The sequence below is a fragment of the Mycobacterium sp. 050128 genome (assembly GCF_036409155.1).
Lineage (GTDB): Bacteria > Actinomycetota > Actinomycetes > Mycobacteriales > Mycobacteriaceae > Mycobacterium.
Genome location: NZ_JAZGLW010000003.1, coordinates 62,366 through 80,430 on the forward strand (window position 1 = coordinate 62,366; position 18,065 = coordinate 80,430).

Annotated in this window: 16 protein-coding genes and 1 tRNA gene; 14 read left to right on the top strand and 3 right to left on the bottom strand. The window is 66.3% G+C overall.

The window, feature by feature from the left end:
• The first annotated feature begins 17 nt into the window (after positions 1–17).
• From SKC41_RS21005 to SKC41_RS21050, 10 genes are all read left to right on the top strand, one after another.
• Positions 18–509 carry an Rv0361 family membrane protein gene (locus SKC41_RS21005; RefSeq protein ID WP_330979629.1) on the top strand — a complete coding sequence of 164 codons (492 nt, stop codon included), beginning with the start codon at positions 18–20 and terminating at the stop codon, positions 507–509.
• A 67-nt stretch (positions 510–576) separates the two neighbouring features.
• On the top strand, positions 577–1,794 hold the full coding sequence (locus tag SKC41_RS21010) for a DUF7373 family lipoprotein (RefSeq protein WP_330979630.1): 1,218 nt from the start codon (positions 577–579) through the stop codon (positions 1,792–1,794).
• Between the two features lie 193 nt (positions 1,795–1,987).
• Complete coding sequence (locus SKC41_RS21015) at positions 1,988–2,989, top strand: AAA family ATPase (RefSeq protein WP_330979631.1); 1,002 nt, start codon at positions 1,988–1,990, stop codon at positions 2,987–2,989.
• A gap of 17 nt (positions 2,990–3,006) precedes the next feature.
• On the top strand, positions 3,007–3,873 hold the full coding sequence (locus SKC41_RS21020) for a DUF58 domain-containing protein (RefSeq protein ID WP_330979632.1): 867 nt from the start codon (positions 3,007–3,009) through the stop codon (positions 3,871–3,873).
• Positions 3,863–4,336 (top strand): hypothetical protein, encoded by a 474-nt coding sequence (locus SKC41_RS21025; protein WP_330979633.1) that lies wholly within the window; start codon positions 3,863–3,865, stop codon positions 4,334–4,336. The genes SKC41_RS21020 and SKC41_RS21025 overlap by 11 nt, the downstream gene beginning before the upstream one ends.
• Positions 4,327–5,304: a hypothetical protein gene (locus tag SKC41_RS21030; RefSeq protein WP_330979634.1), complete on the top strand. Its 978-nt coding sequence runs from the start codon at positions 4,327–4,329 to the stop codon at positions 5,302–5,304. Before SKC41_RS21025 ends, SKC41_RS21030 begins: the two co-directional genes overlap by 10 nt.
• The gene (locus tag SKC41_RS21035) at positions 5,301–6,203 is read left to right on the top strand and encodes a hypothetical protein (RefSeq protein WP_330979635.1); all 903 of its coding nucleotides are present in this window, start codon (positions 5,301–5,303) and stop codon (positions 6,201–6,203) included. Before SKC41_RS21030 ends, SKC41_RS21035 begins: the two co-directional genes overlap by 4 nt.
• Positions 6,200–6,928 (top strand): hypothetical protein, encoded by a 729-nt coding sequence (locus SKC41_RS21040; protein WP_330979636.1) that lies wholly within the window; start codon positions 6,200–6,202, stop codon positions 6,926–6,928. The genes SKC41_RS21035 and SKC41_RS21040 overlap by 4 nt, the downstream gene beginning before the upstream one ends.
• 20 nt (positions 6,929–6,948) lie before the next feature.
• Positions 6,949–7,359 carry a YchJ family protein gene (locus tag SKC41_RS21045; RefSeq protein ID WP_330979637.1) on the top strand — a complete coding sequence of 137 codons (411 nt, stop codon included), beginning with the start codon at positions 6,949–6,951 and terminating at the stop codon, positions 7,357–7,359.
• 58 nt (positions 7,360–7,417) lie between these two features.
• Complete coding sequence (locus SKC41_RS21050; protein WP_330979638.1) at positions 7,418–8,563, top strand: zinc-binding dehydrogenase; 1,146 nt, start codon at positions 7,418–7,420, stop codon at positions 8,561–8,563.
• 5 nt (positions 8,564–8,568) lie between these two features.
• Here the strand turns inward: SKC41_RS21050 and SKC41_RS21055 are convergent.
• Positions 8,569–8,642, bottom strand: a tRNA-Cys gene (locus SKC41_RS21055).
• Between the two features lie 103 nt (positions 8,643–8,745).
• Between SKC41_RS21055 and SKC41_RS21060 the strand changes: the two genes are divergently transcribed.
• A complete protein-coding gene (locus SKC41_RS21060) occupies positions 8,746–9,801 on the top strand; it encodes an alpha/beta hydrolase fold domain-containing protein (RefSeq protein ID WP_330979639.1) in 1,056 nt (351 codons plus the stop codon).
• A 30-nt stretch (positions 9,802–9,831) separates the two neighbouring features.
• Here SKC41_RS21060 and SKC41_RS21065 read toward each other — a convergent pair whose 3' ends face one another.
• Both SKC41_RS21065 and SKC41_RS21070 read right to left on the bottom strand, forming a co-directional pair.
• Positions 9,832–11,238 carry an aldehyde dehydrogenase family protein gene (locus SKC41_RS21065; protein ID WP_330979640.1) on the bottom strand — a complete coding sequence of 469 codons (1,407 nt, stop codon included), beginning with the start codon at positions 11,236–11,238 and terminating at the stop codon, positions 9,832–9,834.
• An 86-nt stretch (positions 11,239–11,324) separates the two neighbouring features.
• Entirely contained in the window at positions 11,325–12,254 is a 930-nt protein-coding gene (locus SKC41_RS21070) for a LacI family DNA-binding transcriptional regulator (RefSeq protein WP_330980063.1), read from the bottom strand.
• A 223-nt stretch (positions 12,255–12,477) separates the two neighbouring features.
• On the opposite strand from SKC41_RS21070, the gene SKC41_RS21075 reads away from it, so the two are divergent.
• The 3 genes from SKC41_RS21075 to SKC41_RS21085 all read left to right on the top strand — a co-directional run bounded on the left by SKC41_RS21075 (position 12,478) and on the right by SKC41_RS21085 (position 18,014).
• On the top strand, positions 12,478–13,374 hold the full coding sequence (locus tag SKC41_RS21075; protein WP_330979641.1) for a lytic transglycosylase domain-containing protein: 897 nt from the start codon (positions 12,478–12,480) through the stop codon (positions 13,372–13,374).
• A 177-nt stretch (positions 13,375–13,551) separates the two neighbouring features.
• The gene (locus SKC41_RS21080) at positions 13,552–17,688 is read left to right on the top strand and encodes a SpoIIE family protein phosphatase (protein ID WP_330979642.1); all 4,137 of its coding nucleotides are present in this window, start codon (positions 13,552–13,554) and stop codon (positions 17,686–17,688) included.
• The gene (locus SKC41_RS21085; RefSeq protein WP_330979643.1) at positions 17,688–18,014 is read left to right on the top strand and encodes an STAS domain-containing protein; all 327 of its coding nucleotides are present in this window, start codon (positions 17,688–17,690) and stop codon (positions 18,012–18,014) included. Before SKC41_RS21080 ends, SKC41_RS21085 begins: the two co-directional genes overlap by 1 nt.
• Positions 18,015–18,065: the final 51 nt, after the last annotated feature.

Genomic DNA, 18,065 nt, shown 5'->3' on the forward strand with positions numbered 1-18,065 from the left:
CGACAAGGGGGATATCGATGGATACTTTCGCGCCGGTCGTTGCCCGCCTGTGGGCCATCGGTGTAGCCGCTGCGCTGGCGACCTCGTGTACGACGGTGACCGGGGGCTCGGCACTGCCCCAGAAGACGGGTGTCTCGGCCTCGCCGACCGTCGCGGCCCCGTCCGGTCGCCCGGCTCCACCGGCCCCCTCGGCCGCTCCTTCCGCCGAGGATCAGATCCGCGAGACCTTGATGGCGTTTCAGGACGCGTACAACACCCAAAATTGGGACGCCTACCTGCAATTGATGTGCACCGCGATGAGGAGCCAATTCAGCGGCACCGCAATTAATTACGTTAAGAAGGGCCGCGCCCAAAACGGCGTCACCACGATCAAGAACATCACCAACATCGCGATCACCGGTGATACCGCCGATGCCACGTTTGAGGCTCAAAACGAAACCTTAGGCACTCGCACCGTCAGTTTGCCGTTGAAACTCGAAGACGGGTGGAAGATCTGCAAGACGTCGTGACCAGTCGCTCAAGCCCCGGACCGATATGAAAAGTACACTGCCACAACTAAACCCAAGTTTTTTAAGCGTGCCTCTCGCGCTGCTGCTGCTGGTGGGCTGCAGCCACACCACCGGCGGAGAAGCCACCCGCGCGCCCGAGTCGAGGTCATCCGCCACGGCGCCGGTGAACGCTTCCATGCTTGACCCTGGGAGCTATCCCGTCACGCCGCAGCCGCCGCTGGGCAATGCCGGCTCCGACCACGCGGGGCGGCTGGTCGAAGGCCGGCGGATGGCCGCCTACGTCGTCGGTCCCTGGGAGGTTGAGCCCACGCTGATCGGCCTGAGCTCTTCCGGGCCGGCTGTCATCGCCGAATCCAAGGGGCTGACGCGCGCGGTGTGGGCACCGATCGGCGGCGGCGCGTACAACTTGTCGTTGGTGGTCGGATTCGTCACTGAGCGACAAAGCCCGGGCCTCAATCCGCAGATGGCGCTGCGCAATTCCGTGCTGCGCTTCGCCAGCCCTGCGGAGGCATCGCAGGCGGCGCAGAACATGACCACGGCGGCCAGGCATATGCCCCGAGATCCCACCGCCACCCCGATCGTGACAGAACCGGAAAGCCCCCTACCCATTCCAGGACATCCCGACGCCGACGGCACGGTGCTTACCTTCCAGGAGGGCACCCAAACCGTTCGTGAACTGACGGTGCTTACCGCACGTGGTCCCTACGTACTCGTTCAAGTGGTGCGGTGTGCGTCCGGGCCGGACTGTGAAGCCCAACTCGCCGGGCGCACACTGGATCGTCAGGTTCCGCTCATCGACACCTTTGTGCCAACCGAAGCCGTCGAGTTTCCCACGCTGGCACTGGATCCCACGGGCCTTGTCGCCCGAACCTTGCCGCTCCCGGCCGACCAGACCACCTCGATGTCCGGAGCCGCCTATCCACCCGCGGGCGCGCTGCACCTCGAAGACGACCCGGTGCAAACCGGGCCCTTGCTCTCCGCGGCGGGTGTGGACTTCGTTTCGGTGAACCTGACCACCGTTTACCAAACGAAAGACCCCTCGGCCGCGCAGACTCTCGCTCAAGCCTACAGCGATCTCGCTGCTAAAACGCCTGCTGCACAGGCGGCTTCACCAGTTCCCGGTCTTCCGGACAGTCACTGCACCCGAGTCGCCGGATCCAACGGTCTGGTGCCCCGCTACTGGTGTCTGGCCGCTGCCGGCCGCTACACGATCAAAACCATTGCCCGCCAACTCGACAATGTGCAGCAGGAGATGGCGGCCCAGTACCGGATCCTGACGGGATGATCCCTACGGGTTCCTGATGCCGACGCCGACCCCGGTGTCGCGCTGCCCCCGGCGATGTCCACCGGCAGCGGGGCCGAGCCTCGGCGGTGCGGACGCCGCGGCTCAAGGACGCTACGCCCTGCAGCTGGTGGACCTCGGACAATCCCGACGTCCGACGTGTGGAAATTCGGTGTACGGGTATCCCGTCGAGCGTATGAGCACAGCACGGACGCAACCGGATCAGGGCGAACTCGACAGCGTGCGGGGGATCATAGGCGCCATCTCGGAGGCGTTCGCCGCCAAGATCGTCGGGCAGCGAGACCTCAGGGAATCGCTGCTTATTGGCCTGCTTGCGGGCGGTCACATCCTGCTCGAAAGCGTGCCGGGCCTGGCTAAGACCACCGCCGCCAAGGTACTCGCCGAGTCGGTTCACGGCCGCTTCCACCGCATCCAATGCACGCCCGACCTGCTGCCCAGCGACATCATCGGCACGCAAATCTATGACTCTGCGACCAACTCGTTCGTCACCCGTCTGGGTCCCGTGCACGCCAACATCCTGCTGCTCGACGAGATCAACCGGTCCAGTGCGAAGACCCAGAGCGCGATGCTCGAGGCGATGGAGGAGCGGCAGACCACAATCGCCGGACAGGAACACCCTATTGCGGATCCGTTCCTGGTCATCGCTACCCAGAACCCCGTCGACCAGGAAGGCACGTATCCGCTCTCGGAGGCACAGACCGACCGCTTCCTGCTCAAGGAGATCGTGCGTTACCCCTCCCCGGAGGAGGAGGTGGAAGTGATGTCGCGAATCGACGCCGGCGTCTACGACAAGGAACATCCCACCCCGCCGGTGGTCAGCCTCGACGACGTGCTGCGACTGCTGCACGTCGTGCGCCACGTCCACATGGATCGTGCGCTGATGCTCTATGCCAGCCGACTGGTCGACGCGACCCGCCACCCCGCGCGATCGTTGCCCAAGCAGATCGCGCGGCTGGTCGACTACGGTGCCAGCCCACGCGCCACGATCGCGTTCTGCAAGGCGGCCCGGGCGCAGGCGGTGTTATCCGGGCGTGCGCACGTCCTGCCCGAGGACATCGCGAAGCTTGCCCACCGGGTGTTGCGGCACCGGCTCATCCTCGGATTCGAAGCCGCCAGTGCCGATGTCACCCCCGAGGTCGTCGTGGACGCCGCGCTGCGGGCCGTCAGGGTCCCCTGAGGTGCCCTGAAGTCGTCATGGGTAAGCACCTCAACCGGGCAAAGGCCCACTTCGGCGGCGACACCCGTGGCCTGCTCGAAGGCGGACGCTACGCGTTGTTGCACACGCGCAGTATGGAATTCGACGACCTACGCCCGTATGTTCCCGGTGACGACGTCCGAGATATCGACTGGAAGGCTTCTGCACGGTCGGGCAGTGTGCTCATCAAACGGTTCGTCTCCGAAAAGCACCACAAGATCCTGCTCGTCGCCGACGCCGGTCGCAATATGTCGGCGCTCGCCCCGAGCGGGGAGTGCAAGCGCGACATAGCCGCGCACATCATGGGCGCAGTGGGGTTGATCGGCCTGCGGCGCTCGGATCAAATCGGCATGGTCTACGGCGACCGCCGCGGCTGTGTGAACATCACCCAGCAGCGCGGTGAGTCGCACGTCGAGGGACTACTGCACCGGTGGTACCAGCACACCACGACCGAGCCCGGCGCCAGTGATATCACCGCCCAACTCGATTACGTCGCAACGCATTATCGACACACCATGCTGATCATCGTGGTGTCCGACGAACCCGACATCGACGACCGGCTCAGCACAGTACTCACTCGGGTAAGCGCACGCCACGACATCATGTGGGCAATGGTGTCGGATATGCCCGCGGTGGGCCCCGACGATACAGACGGGTATGACGTCGCCACCGGTCGTTTCGTCCTGAACGGAGCCGACCTCGGCCCGCGAGTCGTCGCTGCTTACCGCCGAGCCGAGCGGGGGCGCCGCGCCCGTCTCCGCGCGTTCCTGACCGGACATGCGATTCCGCACGCAACCGTCGGCGCCAGCAATGACATCCGGCGTGAACTTGTCGGTCTAACCGAGGTAGCCGCTCGTGCCGGATGACTTGCTGCATCACGTGTTCGGACCGCAGCCGTACTCGCCGTGGTGGCTGGTGTGGGCCGTCCTGTTGAGCCTTGCCGTGACCGCTTGGTACGCAGGCATTTTCGTGTGGACGCTGCCGTCCCCCCGGTTGCGACGTATCCCCGTCGTGCGGCGGGTGCACTCCCGGCTCATCCGCAACCGGTTCGCTCGCGGTGTACAGCGTGTTGCCGCCGAGTACGACGCGGGCCGAACGTCGGCTACGGAGGCATGTGCGGCCATCAGCCGGACGGTACGCAGTTTCCTGCATCAGGCGACGGGTGAGCGCGCTCAGTACCTGCACATCGACGCGGTGGCCGACGGGGATCTGGCTACGGCCGCGCCCCTGCTGACCCGTCTCGGCGACGCGCAGTTCAACGCCAAGACGCGGGTCGACGTCGGCGAGGTGAGTACCTCGGCGCAGGAGTTGATCCGCTCGTGGACCTGAAGTGGTGGCCGGTAGCGGCCATTGGATCGTTCTGCCTCGTCGCAGCCGTGGCGCTGGCGGCGTCGCTGCCCATGACCGCTGCCCGCAGACGGCTACGGCCGTTGGCCAACATCGCCCGGCTGACCCGCTTGCCCGAGTACACGAGAGTGGCCCGGCTCCGTTCGCTCTCGACGATCGTGACACTGGTGGTGCTCACGGTCATGTTCAGCGCTGCGACGTGGGCCGCAGCGCGACCAACCAAGGCCGGCAATGATTTTGACACCATTCACCCCGAGGACATCATGCTGTGTGTCGGGCAGCCGGTGACCGATCCTGCGACGACTGACCTGCTCGACTACTTCGCGCGGCAGACCACCGCCTCGCCACCGACCCAACGCATCGGCCTGACATCGGTGAACCGGCGCCTGGTGCCGTTGACGCGCGATCACCAATACGCGGCGGGGCAATTCAGCGGATACGTCGGTGCCCATGAGGCGCAGTTGACGTCGTTCTCCCCTCCGGTGCCCTACACGGACTATGCCCCTAGCGTCAATGACGTTATCGCGCTGTGCCTCTCAGGGTTCCCCGCCAACGAGCAGCATGGCCCGCATCGGCGCTCGGTGATCTATCTTGGGCCCTCGGAGCTTCGCGCGGCCGGGGAGTCGCGTGCCTCGCTGTTCACCGACAACGCTGTGCGAGAACTGGCCCAACGTACCGGGGCTCAAGTCAATGTGGTCGACCTGGCCCCGTCGCCCGCGAGCGGTGCGCTGGTCGCGCTCGCGCAGCAGACGGGCGGCCGGTACGTCAGGGCTGGGACGATTTCAGTCACCGCGGCGCTCAACGAGATTCGCGCGCACACCCCACCGGCGCGTCTCGCGGACGGCACCGTCGTAACTGCGGACCTCCGTGATGCGCCGGTGGTACCGCTGGCGGTCGCGCTGTTGTCCGCGGCGGTGCTCTCGGTCGCCCTGTTGGTATTGCGCCGATGACGTTTCAACCCGTGCTGCCCTGGCCGATCCTCGCGGTCGTCGCCACCGCGCTTGCCCTGGCTCGCGGCGTGGCACTGTGGCGGGTGCTGGTATCGGCGGGGAGCCGACGTCTGCGCGCGGTGCTGCGGTGGAGCGGCGTGACCCTGGCGGTGTCGCTGCTCATCGTGGCGACCACCCGCCCCGCACTTCCAAGCGACGAAAGTCAGCGGGGGACAACGGCCGCGGCCGGCGCCAATCTGAACTTCTTCCTCGTCGTCGATCGGTCCGCGGACTCGGATGTCGACGACTACGGCACCGGTGAACCGCGGATCGCCGGGATGCGCGACGACATTACGGAATTGATCGAGCAGTATCCGGCGGCGCGGTATGCGCTGATCGACTTCGATTCGAAGGCCTCGTTGGACTGGCCGTTGTCCGATGATGGTTGGAGTCTGCGGCCGACCGTCGCTGCCCTGAGCGCCAACCCGAAAAGTGCTGAGGTGAATGCGGCGGCAGCGGCCAACGTGTTGCGATACCAACTGCCGCAGGCCGCTCAGCAATATCCGGGCTCGCGAAACGTGCTCTTGTACTTCGGTTCGCGCGCCCCGCAGGGCGATTTCGACATCAGTGCGGCGGCCGGGGGAGCGGTCCTGGGCTACGGCCGTGCCGATGCGATCAATCAACCCGAATTGCGGGAAATCGCGCGGCACCTCAATGTGCCGTACCTACACCGTAAGCCCGGCCAGCCTTTCCGGGTCGAGCTCCCCGACACCGGGCACGACACCGACATCGAGGTCGCACGGGTTGAGCTGTACTGGCTGCCTGCGTTGCTTGCGGCGGGACTGCTGCTGGCCGAGATCTACCTTTCGGCGCGCGAGTTCCGGCGGGGCCGTATTGCCCGAAGAGACTTGGCATCATGATGCATGGACCGGCAAGGCTACGGCTACGACGGCGGCTGCTGATCTACTCGGCCCCGCCGACCGCCGCTGCTCTGTTGGCGATCGTCAAGCTGATTTCGGTTGTGGTAGCTGGTAATTCGGCCGGGACATCGTTCGCCCACGGCGACGCGAGTGCGGTCCGAGCTGATGCAGAGGTCCTCGGCATCGCCAATGTAGTGGAACCGGCGAAGGCGTGGTTCGCGTCGGGTGTGGCCGCCGTCCTCGACGGCCGGCTCGACGATGCCGACTCGCACTTCTCGGCTGCCCTCGCCCGCACCGATGCGGCAAGCTCTTGCCCCGTGCGAGTAAACCTCGAACTGGTCCGTGAAACCCAGGGCGATAAGGCCGCGGCGGCGGGGGACCGGGCCCGCGCAGCCGAACGCTATCGAAGCGCGCTGACCGTCGTCGACGCCGCAGCGCCAGACTGCTTCTCGGGCAACACCGACTCGGACCCGCAGCGGCGGGCCATAAGGCAGGGCACCGCGAACCGACTGACGACCAAGCTCAACGCGTCGCCGTCCGCGGTGCGACCGCCCCCGCCACCACCACCCCCGGCGGCGCCACCCGCACCGCCGCCGCCAGCGCTTGCCACCCTCACACCCGACGGCCGGGAGATACTGCCGCGTCGGCTCGACCCGGCCGGCGGCGATCCGCTCGACAAGTTGCAGCAGATACTGCAGGGTGCGGCGGCCACCGCAGGACCGTAAGCGTCTGTCAGGCTGTTGACGTGGACGAAATCCTCGGGCCGCCCTGTCCTTGCGGCAGTGGCGATGGCTATCGCGCGTGTTGCGGGCCGCTGCACGCGGGCGAGTCGCAGGCCCGGTCGGCCGAGGAATTGATGCGTTCGAGGTATTCGGCATTCGCCTACGGGGATGCGGCTTATCTATTCCGCACCTGGCACCCGCGGACCCGGCCGGCCGAGGTGACCGTCGACCCCGGCATCACCTGGAAGGGGCTTCAGGTGATCGACACCGTGGCGGGTGGTCCCGACGACGATCGCGGTGAGGTCGAGTTCGACGCCCTGTTCGAGTCCGGGGGCCGTGCCGACCGCCTGCACGAGCGCAGTCACTTCGAGCGCCGGGCCGGCCGATGGTTTTATGTCGACGCCATTGGAGACCGTGCGGCGGAAGATGTGTAGCTGCCTTTCGCGTTGACACGCTTTAAGGCAGACCGACAACAGAAACGAGGCACCGCCCATGACCGCAGACCTACCTGGCGAAGCACTGGAGCTGCGTTCGCTGGTGACCTCGGAAGGCACGCTCGAACTTTCGCTGCACGAAGTTCCCGTCCCAACGCCCGGCGCCAACGAGGTGCTGGTACGAGTGGAGGCCTCGCCGATCAACCCGTCGGATCTGGGTCTGCTGGTTGCCAGTGCCGACATGACCAAGGCGACGGTCGCGGGCACCGCCGAACGCCCCGTCGTCACCGCCTCCCTCGGGGAGGGCGCCCTGGGCGCGCTGTCGGCACGACTCGACAAGTCGCTTCCGGTGGGCAATGAAGGCGCGGGCACCGTCGTGGCCGCGGGATCGTCGGACGCGGCCCAGGCCCTCGTTGGAAAGACCGTGGCGATCGCGGGCGGTGCGATGTACTCGCAATACCGAGCGGTCGACGCGTCGGCCTGTCTGGTCCTGCCCGACGGGGCCACGGCGCGCGACGGTGCGTCGTCGTTCGTCAATCCCATGACGGCACTGGGAATGACGGAAACCATGCGCCGCGAAGGACATTCGGGCCTCGTGCACACCGCCGCGGCGTCGAACCTCGGACAAATGCTGGTCAAGCTCTGCCGCAAAGACGGGATACCGCTGGTCAATATCGTCCGCAAGCCCGAGCAAGAGGAGCTGCTGCGCTCGCTCGGTGCAACCCATGTCCTCAACTCGTCCTCACCCTCATTCGCGGCCGACCTCGTCGAAGCCCTCAAAGAGACATCCGCGACGCTGGCTTTCGATGCGACCGGTGGTGGCACGTTGGCCAGCCAGATCCTCAATGGCATGGAGAAGGCAGCCAATGCGACCGCGGCGGAGTATTCGCGCTACGGATCGAGCGTCCACAAGCAGGTGTATATCTACGGCGCTCTCGATACCGGTCCCACGATTCTCACGAGGAGCTTCGGCATGGCGTGGGGCGTCGGAGGGTGGCTGCTGACGCCGTTTATTCAGCGCGCAGGCGCCGAGACCTTTGGCAGGTTGCGCGCCCGGGTGGCCGCGGAGCTCACGACGACGTTCGCGAGCAACTACACCCGGGAGGTGTCGCTCGCCGGGATGCTGCGGCCCGACGCGTTCAACGACTACCTCAAGCGTGCGACCGGAGAGAAGTTCCTCGTGACGCCGCACGCGCGGCCTTGAATCCTTGGAGCGAGTGACGGGATTCGAACCCGTGTGTACGGCTTTGCAGGCCGCTGCCTAGCCGCTCAGCCACACCCGCATGAACGTCACGATGCCAGCGCAGACCGCTCGAGCCCAGTGTTTCACTCGCCCCGATCATTTCGGTCTAGCGGCGGCGCGGCGGACGACAGTAAAGTCGCACAATGGCCAACGGTCGTCTTGCTGATCCGGATTGTTGTCTGCGAACCGAGCCTCGGGCGGACCCGCGAATGGTCGAAGCTCTCGCGTCAGTGGGTCTCGACAGCAATGCGCCGACGGTGGCCCTAACACGGGATGCGCCACTCGAGGAATTGCTGGCATATGCCGCGATGGCCGAGGAGGGGATGGGCGCCGTTATCGGCCTGTTCGCGGCGGGTGTTCCGGACGCGGACGGCGTGACCACTACGGCGACGACGATCACCGGCGAAGACGGCAACGACGTGACGCTCTACGTCAGCCGCCCCGATGCGGATGGTCCATTGCCTGCCGTAGTGCACCTGCACGGTGGCGGCATGGCCATCGCCAGCGCCGCCGACGCAACATACATGCGGCTGCGGGAGTACATCGCGGGCACCGGCCTCGTCGTGGTCGGCGTTGAGTTCCGCAATTCCGGCGGAAAACTCGGCCCACACCCCTTTCCCGGCGGACTGAACGACTGCGCAGCCGGCGTTCGCTGGGTTGCATCGCATCGCGCCGAACTCGGCGTTAGCCACCTGGTCGTGGCAGGCGAGTCCGGCGGAGGCAATCTCACTCTGACCGTGGCGCACAAAGCCAAACGCGAGGGGTGGCTGCAGGACATCGCGGGCTTCTATGCGCAATGCCCGTACATCTCTAATCGATGGCATGAACCCCCCGATGAGTTGCCCTCACTGCGAGAATGCGACGGCTACTTCATCAGTCTTCAACAGCTGGAGCTACTGGGTTCGCTTTACGACCCCGACGATAAGAACTCGAACGACCCCTCCTGTTTTGCCGGCGTCGCGACCGACGAGGATCTGAATGGTCTTCCACCACATGTGATCTCGGTGAACGAACTCGACCCGTTGCGCGACGAGGGACTGGATTACTACCGCCGCCTGGTGCGCGCGGGTGTACCCACCGTGGGCCGGTTGGTCCCGGGCACCTGTCACGGGGGCGATCTGATGTTCGCCGGCGCGATGCCCGAGGTTTTCGCGGCCAGCATCCGCGATCTCAGCGGCTTCGCCAAGAGCCTCGCGTAGGCGCTCGCGGGAGCCGGGTGGCGGCCAAGGTCAAAGGCCGATGTAGACCGCCTTGGTGTTGAAGTAAGCCTCGATGCCCTTGCGGCCACGCTCGCCGCCCCAACCCGATTGCTTGTGGCCGCTGATCGGCATCGACGGGTCGGCCGCGAGCGAGGAGTTCACCCAAATCTGTCCTGCGCGAAGCTCATTCACGACGCGATGGGCCCGGCTGAGGTTCTCGGTCCAAATCGAGCCGGCCAGCCCGTAGTGCGTGTCGTTCGCGGCGGCGAGCACCTCGTCCTCGTCGTCGAACGGGATCACGCAGCCCACCGGCCCGAAGATCTCCTCCTTGATGAGCCGCATGTCGGGTGTGGTGTTGGTGACGATCGTCGCCTCGTAGAAGTAGCCCTTGCGGTCCATCGGCTTACCGCCGGTGATCACCTGCGCGCCGCCGGCGACGCCGTCGTTGACGATGCCCTCCACGCGCTTGCGCTGCTTGTCACTGATCAGCGGCCCGAGCACGGAGTCGGGATCGTCGCTGCCACCCATCGGCAGCATCTGAGCGAAGCCGGCGAGCCCTTCGACCACCTGGTCGTAGATGCCGCGCTGCACGTAGATGCGCGAGGTACATGAGCAGTTCTGCCCCGAACCGGCCAGCAGGCCCATGCCGGCGCCCATGATCGCCTTGTCGAGGTTGGCGTCGTCGAACATGATCAGCGGTGACTTGCCGCCGAGCTCGAGGGTGAGGCGCTTGAGGTTGCCCGCCGCCGCCTTGACGATCAGCCGTCCGACCTCCGTCGATCCGGTGAACGAGATCTTGTCGATGTCCGGGTGCGCGGTCATTGCCGCACCCGTCGTCTCCCCGTAGCCGGTGATGACGTTGAGGACGCCGTCGGGCAGGCCCGCCTCGCGGAAGATCTCTTCGAGCTTCAGCGCGGTGAGCGGCGTCTCCTCGGCGGGCTTGAGCACCGCGCTGCAACCCGCCGCCAGGGCGGGTGCGACCTTGAGCATCGCGACGAAGAAGGGCCCATTCCACGGAATGATCAGGCCGACGACGCCGACCGGCTCGAGCTGGGTGAACGTGTGGTAGGTCTCCCAGCTGCCGAGCAGGCCATCGGACACGAGGTTGGCCGACTCACCGTGGATCTTGCCGACCCAGCCGGCGTAGTACTTCAGCATGTCGACCGACACCGGGATGATGTGACGCGCGGCGGTCAGGTTCATGCCGTTGTCCTGGCCCTCGAGCGCGGCGAGTTCGTCGGTGCGCTCCTCGATGATGCGAGCGGCGCGGAAGAGCACGTTTGCGCGGTGCGACGCAGGCGCCTTGCGCCACACCCCCGACTCGAAGGTCTCCCGCGCGCGGGCCACGGCCGCGTCGACGGCCGCTTGGTCGGAATCGGGGACCTCCGTGATCAGCTCCTCGTTGGAGGGGTTGTAGACCGCGATGGCGTCAGCCAATGTCCTTCATCCTTTCGGCGAGCCGCCGGAGTGGCGTCGTTGCCCGACAGAGGTTACGCGCGTAACTAGTGAGTGTCTAGTACGGCTCAGGTGGACTCGCGGATGACCAGCGTCGCGATGTCCCGGGCAGCCGGAAGGGGCTCGTCGGGTAAGCCGAGCTCGGTCAAAACCGCTGACAGTGCCACCTCGGCAATCGCCGCGCGGTCGAACACCACTGTCGTTAGCGCGGGGACGCTGAAGGGGGACAGGGTTGTGGCGTCGACACCGATGACCGCGAGATCCTCCGGGCAACGCAGTCCGGCGCGCCGAATGCCGTCGAGCACCACGAAGGCCACTTCGTCGCTCTGTGCGCAGACCGCGGTGACGCCCGCATCGTGCAATTCGCGGACCGGTGTGGCGCTGTCGTCCGGCGTCAACGCCGTCACCACGACGTCGGGCAGACCGTGCTGGTGCGCGGCGCGTCGGACACCGTCGATCCAGTAGTCGCCGAGAGCGCGCCATCGACGATCGCCGGAGTAGGCAAATCCGAGGTTGCGATGACCTCGCGAGGCGAGATGGTCGACGCGCAGCTGTCCGACCGAATACTGCGGGTCGCCGAGCCCCGGCAGGGTGTGCACGCAGATGTGGGGGATGGCTGCGTCCTTGACGGCGCCAGATGCTCTGCGGCCCAAGGGGAAAAGACTCGTCACAGCGATCGGCTGGAGATGATTGATGGCGTCGGCGACCGCATCGTCGTGCTCGGTCTCGAACAGCTGAACTTGCACGATGCCGCGGCGGGTCAACTCGGTGGTCATGTGCGTGCCCACCTGCATGGGCATCTCACCGCCGGCGAGCTGCGGCACGATGTACAAGATCACGCCGCTTTTGCCGCGGGCGAGGTTGCGGGCGGCAAGGTTGGGCCGGTACCCGAGTTCGGCCGCGGCACTGTGGACCGCGGCGCGGGTCTGCGCCGAGATGGTGCGCCCGACAGAGTTGTTCAGCACGTAGCTGACCGTCGCGGTCGACACGTTCGCCATGCGCGCGACGTCGGCCTTGGTGGGCCTGCCCTTCACGCTCAGATCGACCTCCCAGCCAGCCGTCTCGTGTGACGACTCAGATTACGTCGATCGAGGCGCGCTTCCTGCGCATTCAATCGCCGGGTGGGTTCGCCCGCCCGTTGAAGTCACGCGGTCGGATGCGAAAGACTCGGTGCGGGCCAACCAGCCGCAGGACTTCACGTAATCGTTGGTGGTGGACGCAATGAACCGTAGACACGTGTGCGCCGCGCCGGTTGCCTTCGCGATGATCGTCGTCGCAATCGTCGGCTGTGGGCAGTCGGCGGCGTCACCGGCGATGTTCGCCGAGGCGCCGGGCGTGCCCCTCGGCGTGCAGCCGCAGCTGGCATCCGACCCCGCGCAGCTGGCCAAAGATCTCGTCGCTGACGAACTCGCGCTGCGCGACCCGTCGACACCGGAGGCCGCGCTGGCCGCGGCGGCGCATCGCGAGCAAGCGGCTTACCGGGCGATCGGGCGGCATCCGGAATGGGATGCGACCGTCCGACCGCTCGTCCCGGCGTCGTTACTCGATGTCTACGACCGCAATGTCGACGCCCGTCGACAGCTCCAGGCGATGGCGCAAGTGCGGGACACCGTACCGGCCTGGCGCATCGACCCGCCGGCTCCGGTCGACGAGTTGATGGGCTACTACCACGCGGCGGAAGCCGAGTCCGGCGTCGGCTGGAACTACCTGGCCGCGATCAACCTGGTCGAGACGCGTTTCGGCAGTATCAACGGCGTGAGCACCGCCGGCGCCCAAGGCCCGATGCAGTTCTTGCCGTCGACGTTCGCCTCCTACGGCCAGGGCGGTGACGTCAACTCGCCCCACGACAGCATCATGGCGGCGGGCCGCATGCTCAACGCCAACGGATTTGCCAACGACCCCGATCGCGCCATCTACAGCTACAACCACGCGCACCAATACGTGCAGGCGGTCGACGACTACGCCGCGTTGATCGGGGCCGATCCCGCGGCGTTTGGCACGTTCTACCGCTGGGACGTCTACTACGTCACGACCGCCGGCGACGTGTTGCTGCCCATCGGTTACGCCGCGTCGTCACCGATCCCCGTCGCGGACTATCTAGCCGCCCACGCGCAGTAGCGTGCGGCTGCAAACCCGATAGTCGACTTACCGAAACCGTCCGCCCGAGCAAACGGCACAATTGTGGACTATCCAGCGAAAAACTGGCGACGAGACCTCGGTCAATGGTTCTCTATGAGGGAGCCGCAACGGGCAGCGGTAAGCGACCGTCTCTGGGTCTGAGCACATTCGGAAGGGATGTCAGTGGTTTTCCGGGCAGACCAGGAGATCGGCCTCGATCTGGCCGCCGTCGACTGGGCGGCCACCCCGCTCGGGCCAGTCGAGAATTGGCCGCAAAGCCTCCGCACTGCCGTCAACATCCTGCTGTCGTCCCGGTTCTCGATGTGGATGGCGTGGGGTCCGGAGCTGACCTTCTTCTGCAATGCCGCCTATCGCCGCGACACGCTGGGCCGCAAGTACCCCTGGGCGCTGGGCCGCCCGGCCAGCGAGGTGTGGGCCGAGATCTGGGACGACATCGGTCCGCGGATCGCGAGCGTGTTGGTGACCGGGGAGCCCACCTGGGACGAGGGCTTACTGCTGATCATCGAAAGGTCGGGATACCCCGAGGAGTCGTACCACACGTTCTCCTACAGCGCGCTGCGCGACGAGGACGCCAGCATCGTGGGGATGCTCTGCGTGGTGCGGGAAGACACCGATCGCGTGATCGCTCAGCGGCGGATGGCAACGCTGCGCGACCTGGGTTCGGATCCGAGCGTCGTGCGCACCGAACGTCAGTTGCTGGACCACGCGGCCCAGCAGCTCGCGAACAACCCCTACGACCTTCCCTTCACGACGACCTATCTATTCGGCGAGCACGGCGAGGCACTGCTGGCCGGGGTCAGCGGAATCGAGCCCGGGCATCCCACGGCGCCGCAAATGCTTCCCGCCGAGGGCCTTACCGCCTGGCGCACCGAGGCGTTGGCGCAGGGTGTAACCCAACTGATCGACCTCGACAACGAAGCACCTGGTCTGCCCACCGGCGCCTGGCCGGAGCCGCCCACGCAGGCGCTCGTGGTGCCGCTTCTGCAGCAGGGCGGAGCGCCAGTCGGCTTCCTGGTGGCCGGCCTGAATCGGTATCGCCAGCTCGACGACGGCTACCGCGGCTTCGTGGAGCTGGTGGGCGGCTACATCGCCGGAGGCATTGGCAGCGCGCGCAGCTATCGGGCTCAGCAACAGCGGGCCGAGGAGCTGGCCGAACTCGACCGGGCGAAGACGGCGTTCTTCTCCAACGTCAGCCACGAATTCCGCACCCCGCTCACGTTGATTCTTGGACCGGTCGAGGAGTTGCGCGGCCGGGCAGCCGGGTTGGACGAGCGGGCGCGTCAGGAGCTGGAACTGGTGCACCGCAACGGTTTACGGCTGGCCAAGCTCGTCAACACGCTGCTGGACTTTTCCCGCATCGAGGCGGGGCGGATGCGCGCTCGATTCGAGCCCGTCGACTTGTCAACCGTCACAGCCGATTTGGCCAGCGTCTTCCGCTCGGCGATCGACCGGGCCGGTGTGACGTTCTCGGTGGACTGTCCGCCGCTCGACGAACCGGTTTATCTGGATCACGAGATGTGGGAGAAGGTGATCCTCAACCTGCTGTCGAACGCGTTGAAGTTCACCTTCGAGGGGACGATACGGGTCGCGGTGAGCCGCGATGACACCGATGCCATCGTCACGGTGTCCGACACCGGGGTCGGGGTGCCCGCCGCCGAAATGCCCCGGCTCTTCGAGCGTTTCCACCGCATCGAGAACGCACGCGCCCGCTCCACCGAGGGCAGCGGAATCGGGCTGGCTCTGGTCAAAGAACTCGTCGGGCTGCACGGCGGCGCCATCTCGGTCGACAGTCAGGAAGGCGTCGGCACCACCTTCACCATCCGCTTGGCCTTCGGCTCGGCCCATCTGCCCACCGACGAAGTCTCGACACCACCGGCAGCACGTCCCGCATCCGGCGTGATCGCCGAACCGTTTGTACAGGAAGCCTTGCGCTGGCTGCCCGGCGACACCGGCGCCGCAGCGTCCGACGCCAGCAGCACAGCGATGATGACCGCAGTCGCGCCCGCCGGGAGAGACGGCGAACGGACCCGCGTGTTGATCGCCGACGACAACGCCGATATGCGTGAATACCTGATCAGCCTGATGCAGACATCCGGCTACCAGGTCACTGACGTCACCGATGGGCAGCAGGCGCTCGACGCCATCCGTGCGCAGGTTCCCGACCTTGTCATCAGCGACGTGATGATGCCCGGGCTGGATGGTCTGCAACTGCTTTCGGCGCTGCGCGGTGACCCCCGCACCGCGGCATTACCCGTGCTGTTGCTCTCGGCGCGCGCCGGGCAAGAAGCCTCGATCGAAGGCTTGCTGGCCGGCGCCGACGACTATCTCGTCAAGCCGTTCGCCGCCGCCGAGCTCCTGGCCAGGGTGCGCGCCAACGTCGAACTGTCGCGGTTGCGCAGCCACCACAACCGGTGGCGCACCGCCCTGGTGGATTCGCTGCAGGAAGGTTTCTTCGTCTGCGACGAACAGGGTGCCGTCATCGAGATCAACGCCGCATTCAGCGAGATCATGGGTTACGGCCCCGAACAGCTGCCCTATGACCCGCCCCACCCGTGGTGGCCGGACGCCGAGACCACCCCGGAAGCCCATCGCCAAGTTCAGGGGGTCTTCGACCAGCTGCTGAACGAAACCCAAGGCGCGTTCACCGCGCCGGTGGTCCACCGGGACGGGCACCGGCTGTGGGTCGCGGCGAACTTCAGCCACGTCGACGACCCGGACACCGGCCGCCGAATCATGGTCGGCACCCTGCGTGACATCACGACCGAGCACTACATCGTGCAGAGTCAGCTCGCCCTGGCTGCACTGAATCAGCAACTGGCACAAGCGGATACGCTTGACGACACGCTGCGGGGCGCGATCGGAGAACTACGCCAGACGTGGAATGCGCGCCGCGTTCTGGCCGCGACGTTCGCCCGCGACGCTTCCCAGGACGACACCCCGGCACTGGTGTGTGCCGGTGAGCCGTGTGATTGGGACGAACTGCCGCCGGGTCACCGGCTGTTAATCGAGTCGCTGCGCGATTCCGATCTGCTGACCACGGTCGCCGGAGAGCCTGGTAGAGCGGGCATCTCGCTGCAGCATCCCCGCGGAGTACTCGTTGTGTGGATCGACTTGGCCGAGCAGCGCCCGTTCACTTCGGAGGATCACAACCTGCTGAAGGTGTTGGGCGGGCGGCTCAGCCAAGGTCTGCACCGCGTCTATCAGTTGGACGAGCAACGGGAGACCGCGCTGGCGCTGCAACACGCGATGCTCGGTCCGACGAATTTGCCGGGAGGCTTTGCGGTGCGGTATCACCCGGCCAGCCATCCGCTGCAGGTGGGCGGTGACTGGTATGACGTCGTCGATCTCGACGACGGGCGGGTTGCGTTGATCGTCGGCGACTGCGTCGGCCACGGGCTGGCCGCAGCGACGGTGATGGGTCAGCTCCGCAGCGCGTGCCGTGCGCTGCTGCTCGACCAGCCTGGTCCCAGTGCGGTTCTCGCTGGGTTGGACCGCTTCGCTGCGCGCCTGCCCGGCGCCCGCTGCACCACCGCATTCTGCGCGGTGCTCACCCTCGACACCGGCGAGCTGGTGTACTCCAATGCGGGTCACCCGCCGCCGATCATGGGGCATGCCAATGGAACTAGCGAGCAGCTGGATGGCGAACATGGGCTTCCCCTGGGGCTGCGGCCGGACTGGTCGCGACCCGAAATACGCGTGAAGATGCCGCCGCGGTCGACGTTGTTGCTCTACACCGACGGTCTCGTCGAACGCCGCGGCCAGTCGATCGACGAGGGCATCGCCAGTGCGACGGATCTGATTCAGGTGGGTCGGTCCCAGTCCCTCGATGAGGTGGCAGACCACCTCATGGTCCGGCTCGAACCCGGAGGCGGCTATTCGGACGACGTGGCCATGCTGCTCTATCGGCAGCCTGCGCCCTTGACGATGAAATTCGCCGCCGACGTCGATCACCTCGCACCGAGCCGTGATGCGTTGCGCAGCTGGCTGGCTCAGGCAGGCGTCGAGCCCGATCAAATTGCATACCTGCTCACCGCCGTCGGTGAAGCTGTCGCCAACGCCATCGAACACGGCTACCGCGATCAACGCGAGGGCACCGTCTCGTTGCGCGCGACCGCGGTCGTCGACGCACTGCACGTGACCGTCACCGACGGCGGCACCTGGAAGACACCGCGCACCATCCCTGGAGCCAACCGGGGCCGCGGCATCACCCTGATGCGAGGTCTGGTGGAGGACATCACGATTCGCTCCACCGAGGCCGGCACCACAGTTCACTTGTACGCGAGGATCCCCTAATGCCCGCAGAGCTCACGCTGAACACCGACCAAGGCCCTGACGGAACCCCCCGGGTGACCGCGACGGGGGAGATTGATCTCAGCAACGTCGCCCAGCTCGTCGAGGCACTCAACACCGCGAGCGCGGGGACCCGAAGTCCGATCACCATCGATCTCAGTACGGTCAAGTATCTCGACAGTGCCGGAATCAACGCGCTTTTCGACCATGCCGACAAGGTCGACGGGCTGCACGTCATCGTCCATCGCTTGCTGATTCGGGTCCTCACGATCACCGGCTTGGACAAGGTTGCGACCCTGGAAGCCGCATCGGCAGGCGACGACGGTTAGTAACCGATTCTCACAATCAGTCAGTTGCACAGGCTATTTCGATTGGGCGCA

Bases quoted from the DNA above. Each gene is read 5' to 3' on its own strand.
- SKC41_RS21005 (WP_330979629.1), top strand. From the start codon at position 18: ATGGATACTTTCGCGCCGGTCGTTGCCCGCCTGTGGGCCATCGGTGTA.
- SKC41_RS21015 (WP_330979631.1), top strand. From the start codon at position 1,988: ATGAGCACAGCACGGACGCAACCGGATCAGGGCGAACTCGACAGCGTG.
- SKC41_RS21020 (WP_330979632.1), top strand. From the start codon at position 3,007: ATGGGTAAGCACCTCAACCGGGCAAAGGCCCACTTCGGCGGCGACACC.
- SKC41_RS21035 (WP_330979635.1), top strand. From the start codon at position 5,301: ATGACGTTTCAACCCGTGCTGCCCTGGCCGATCCTCGCGGTCGTCGCC.
- SKC41_RS21040 (WP_330979636.1), top strand. From the start codon at position 6,200: ATGATGCATGGACCGGCAAGGCTACGGCTACGACGGCGGCTGCTGATC.
- SKC41_RS21050 (WP_330979638.1), top strand. From the start codon at position 7,418: ATGACCGCAGACCTACCTGGCGAAGCACTGGAGCTGCGTTCGCTGGTG.
- SKC41_RS21060 (WP_330979639.1), top strand. From the start codon at position 8,746: ATGGCCAACGGTCGTCTTGCTGATCCGGATTGTTGTCTGCGAACCGAG.
- SKC41_RS21070 (WP_330980063.1), bottom strand. From the start codon at position 12,254: ATGGCGAACGTGTCGACCGCGACGGTCAGCTACGTGCTGAACAACTCT.
- SKC41_RS21075 (WP_330979641.1), top strand. From the start codon at position 12,478: ATGAACCGTAGACACGTGTGCGCCGCGCCGGTTGCCTTCGCGATGATC.
- SKC41_RS21080 (WP_330979642.1), top strand. From the start codon at position 13,552: ATGTCAGTGGTTTTCCGGGCAGACCAGGAGATCGGCCTCGATCTGGCC.
- SKC41_RS21085 (WP_330979643.1), top strand. From the start codon at position 17,688: ATGCCCGCAGAGCTCACGCTGAACACCGACCAAGGCCCTGACGGAACC.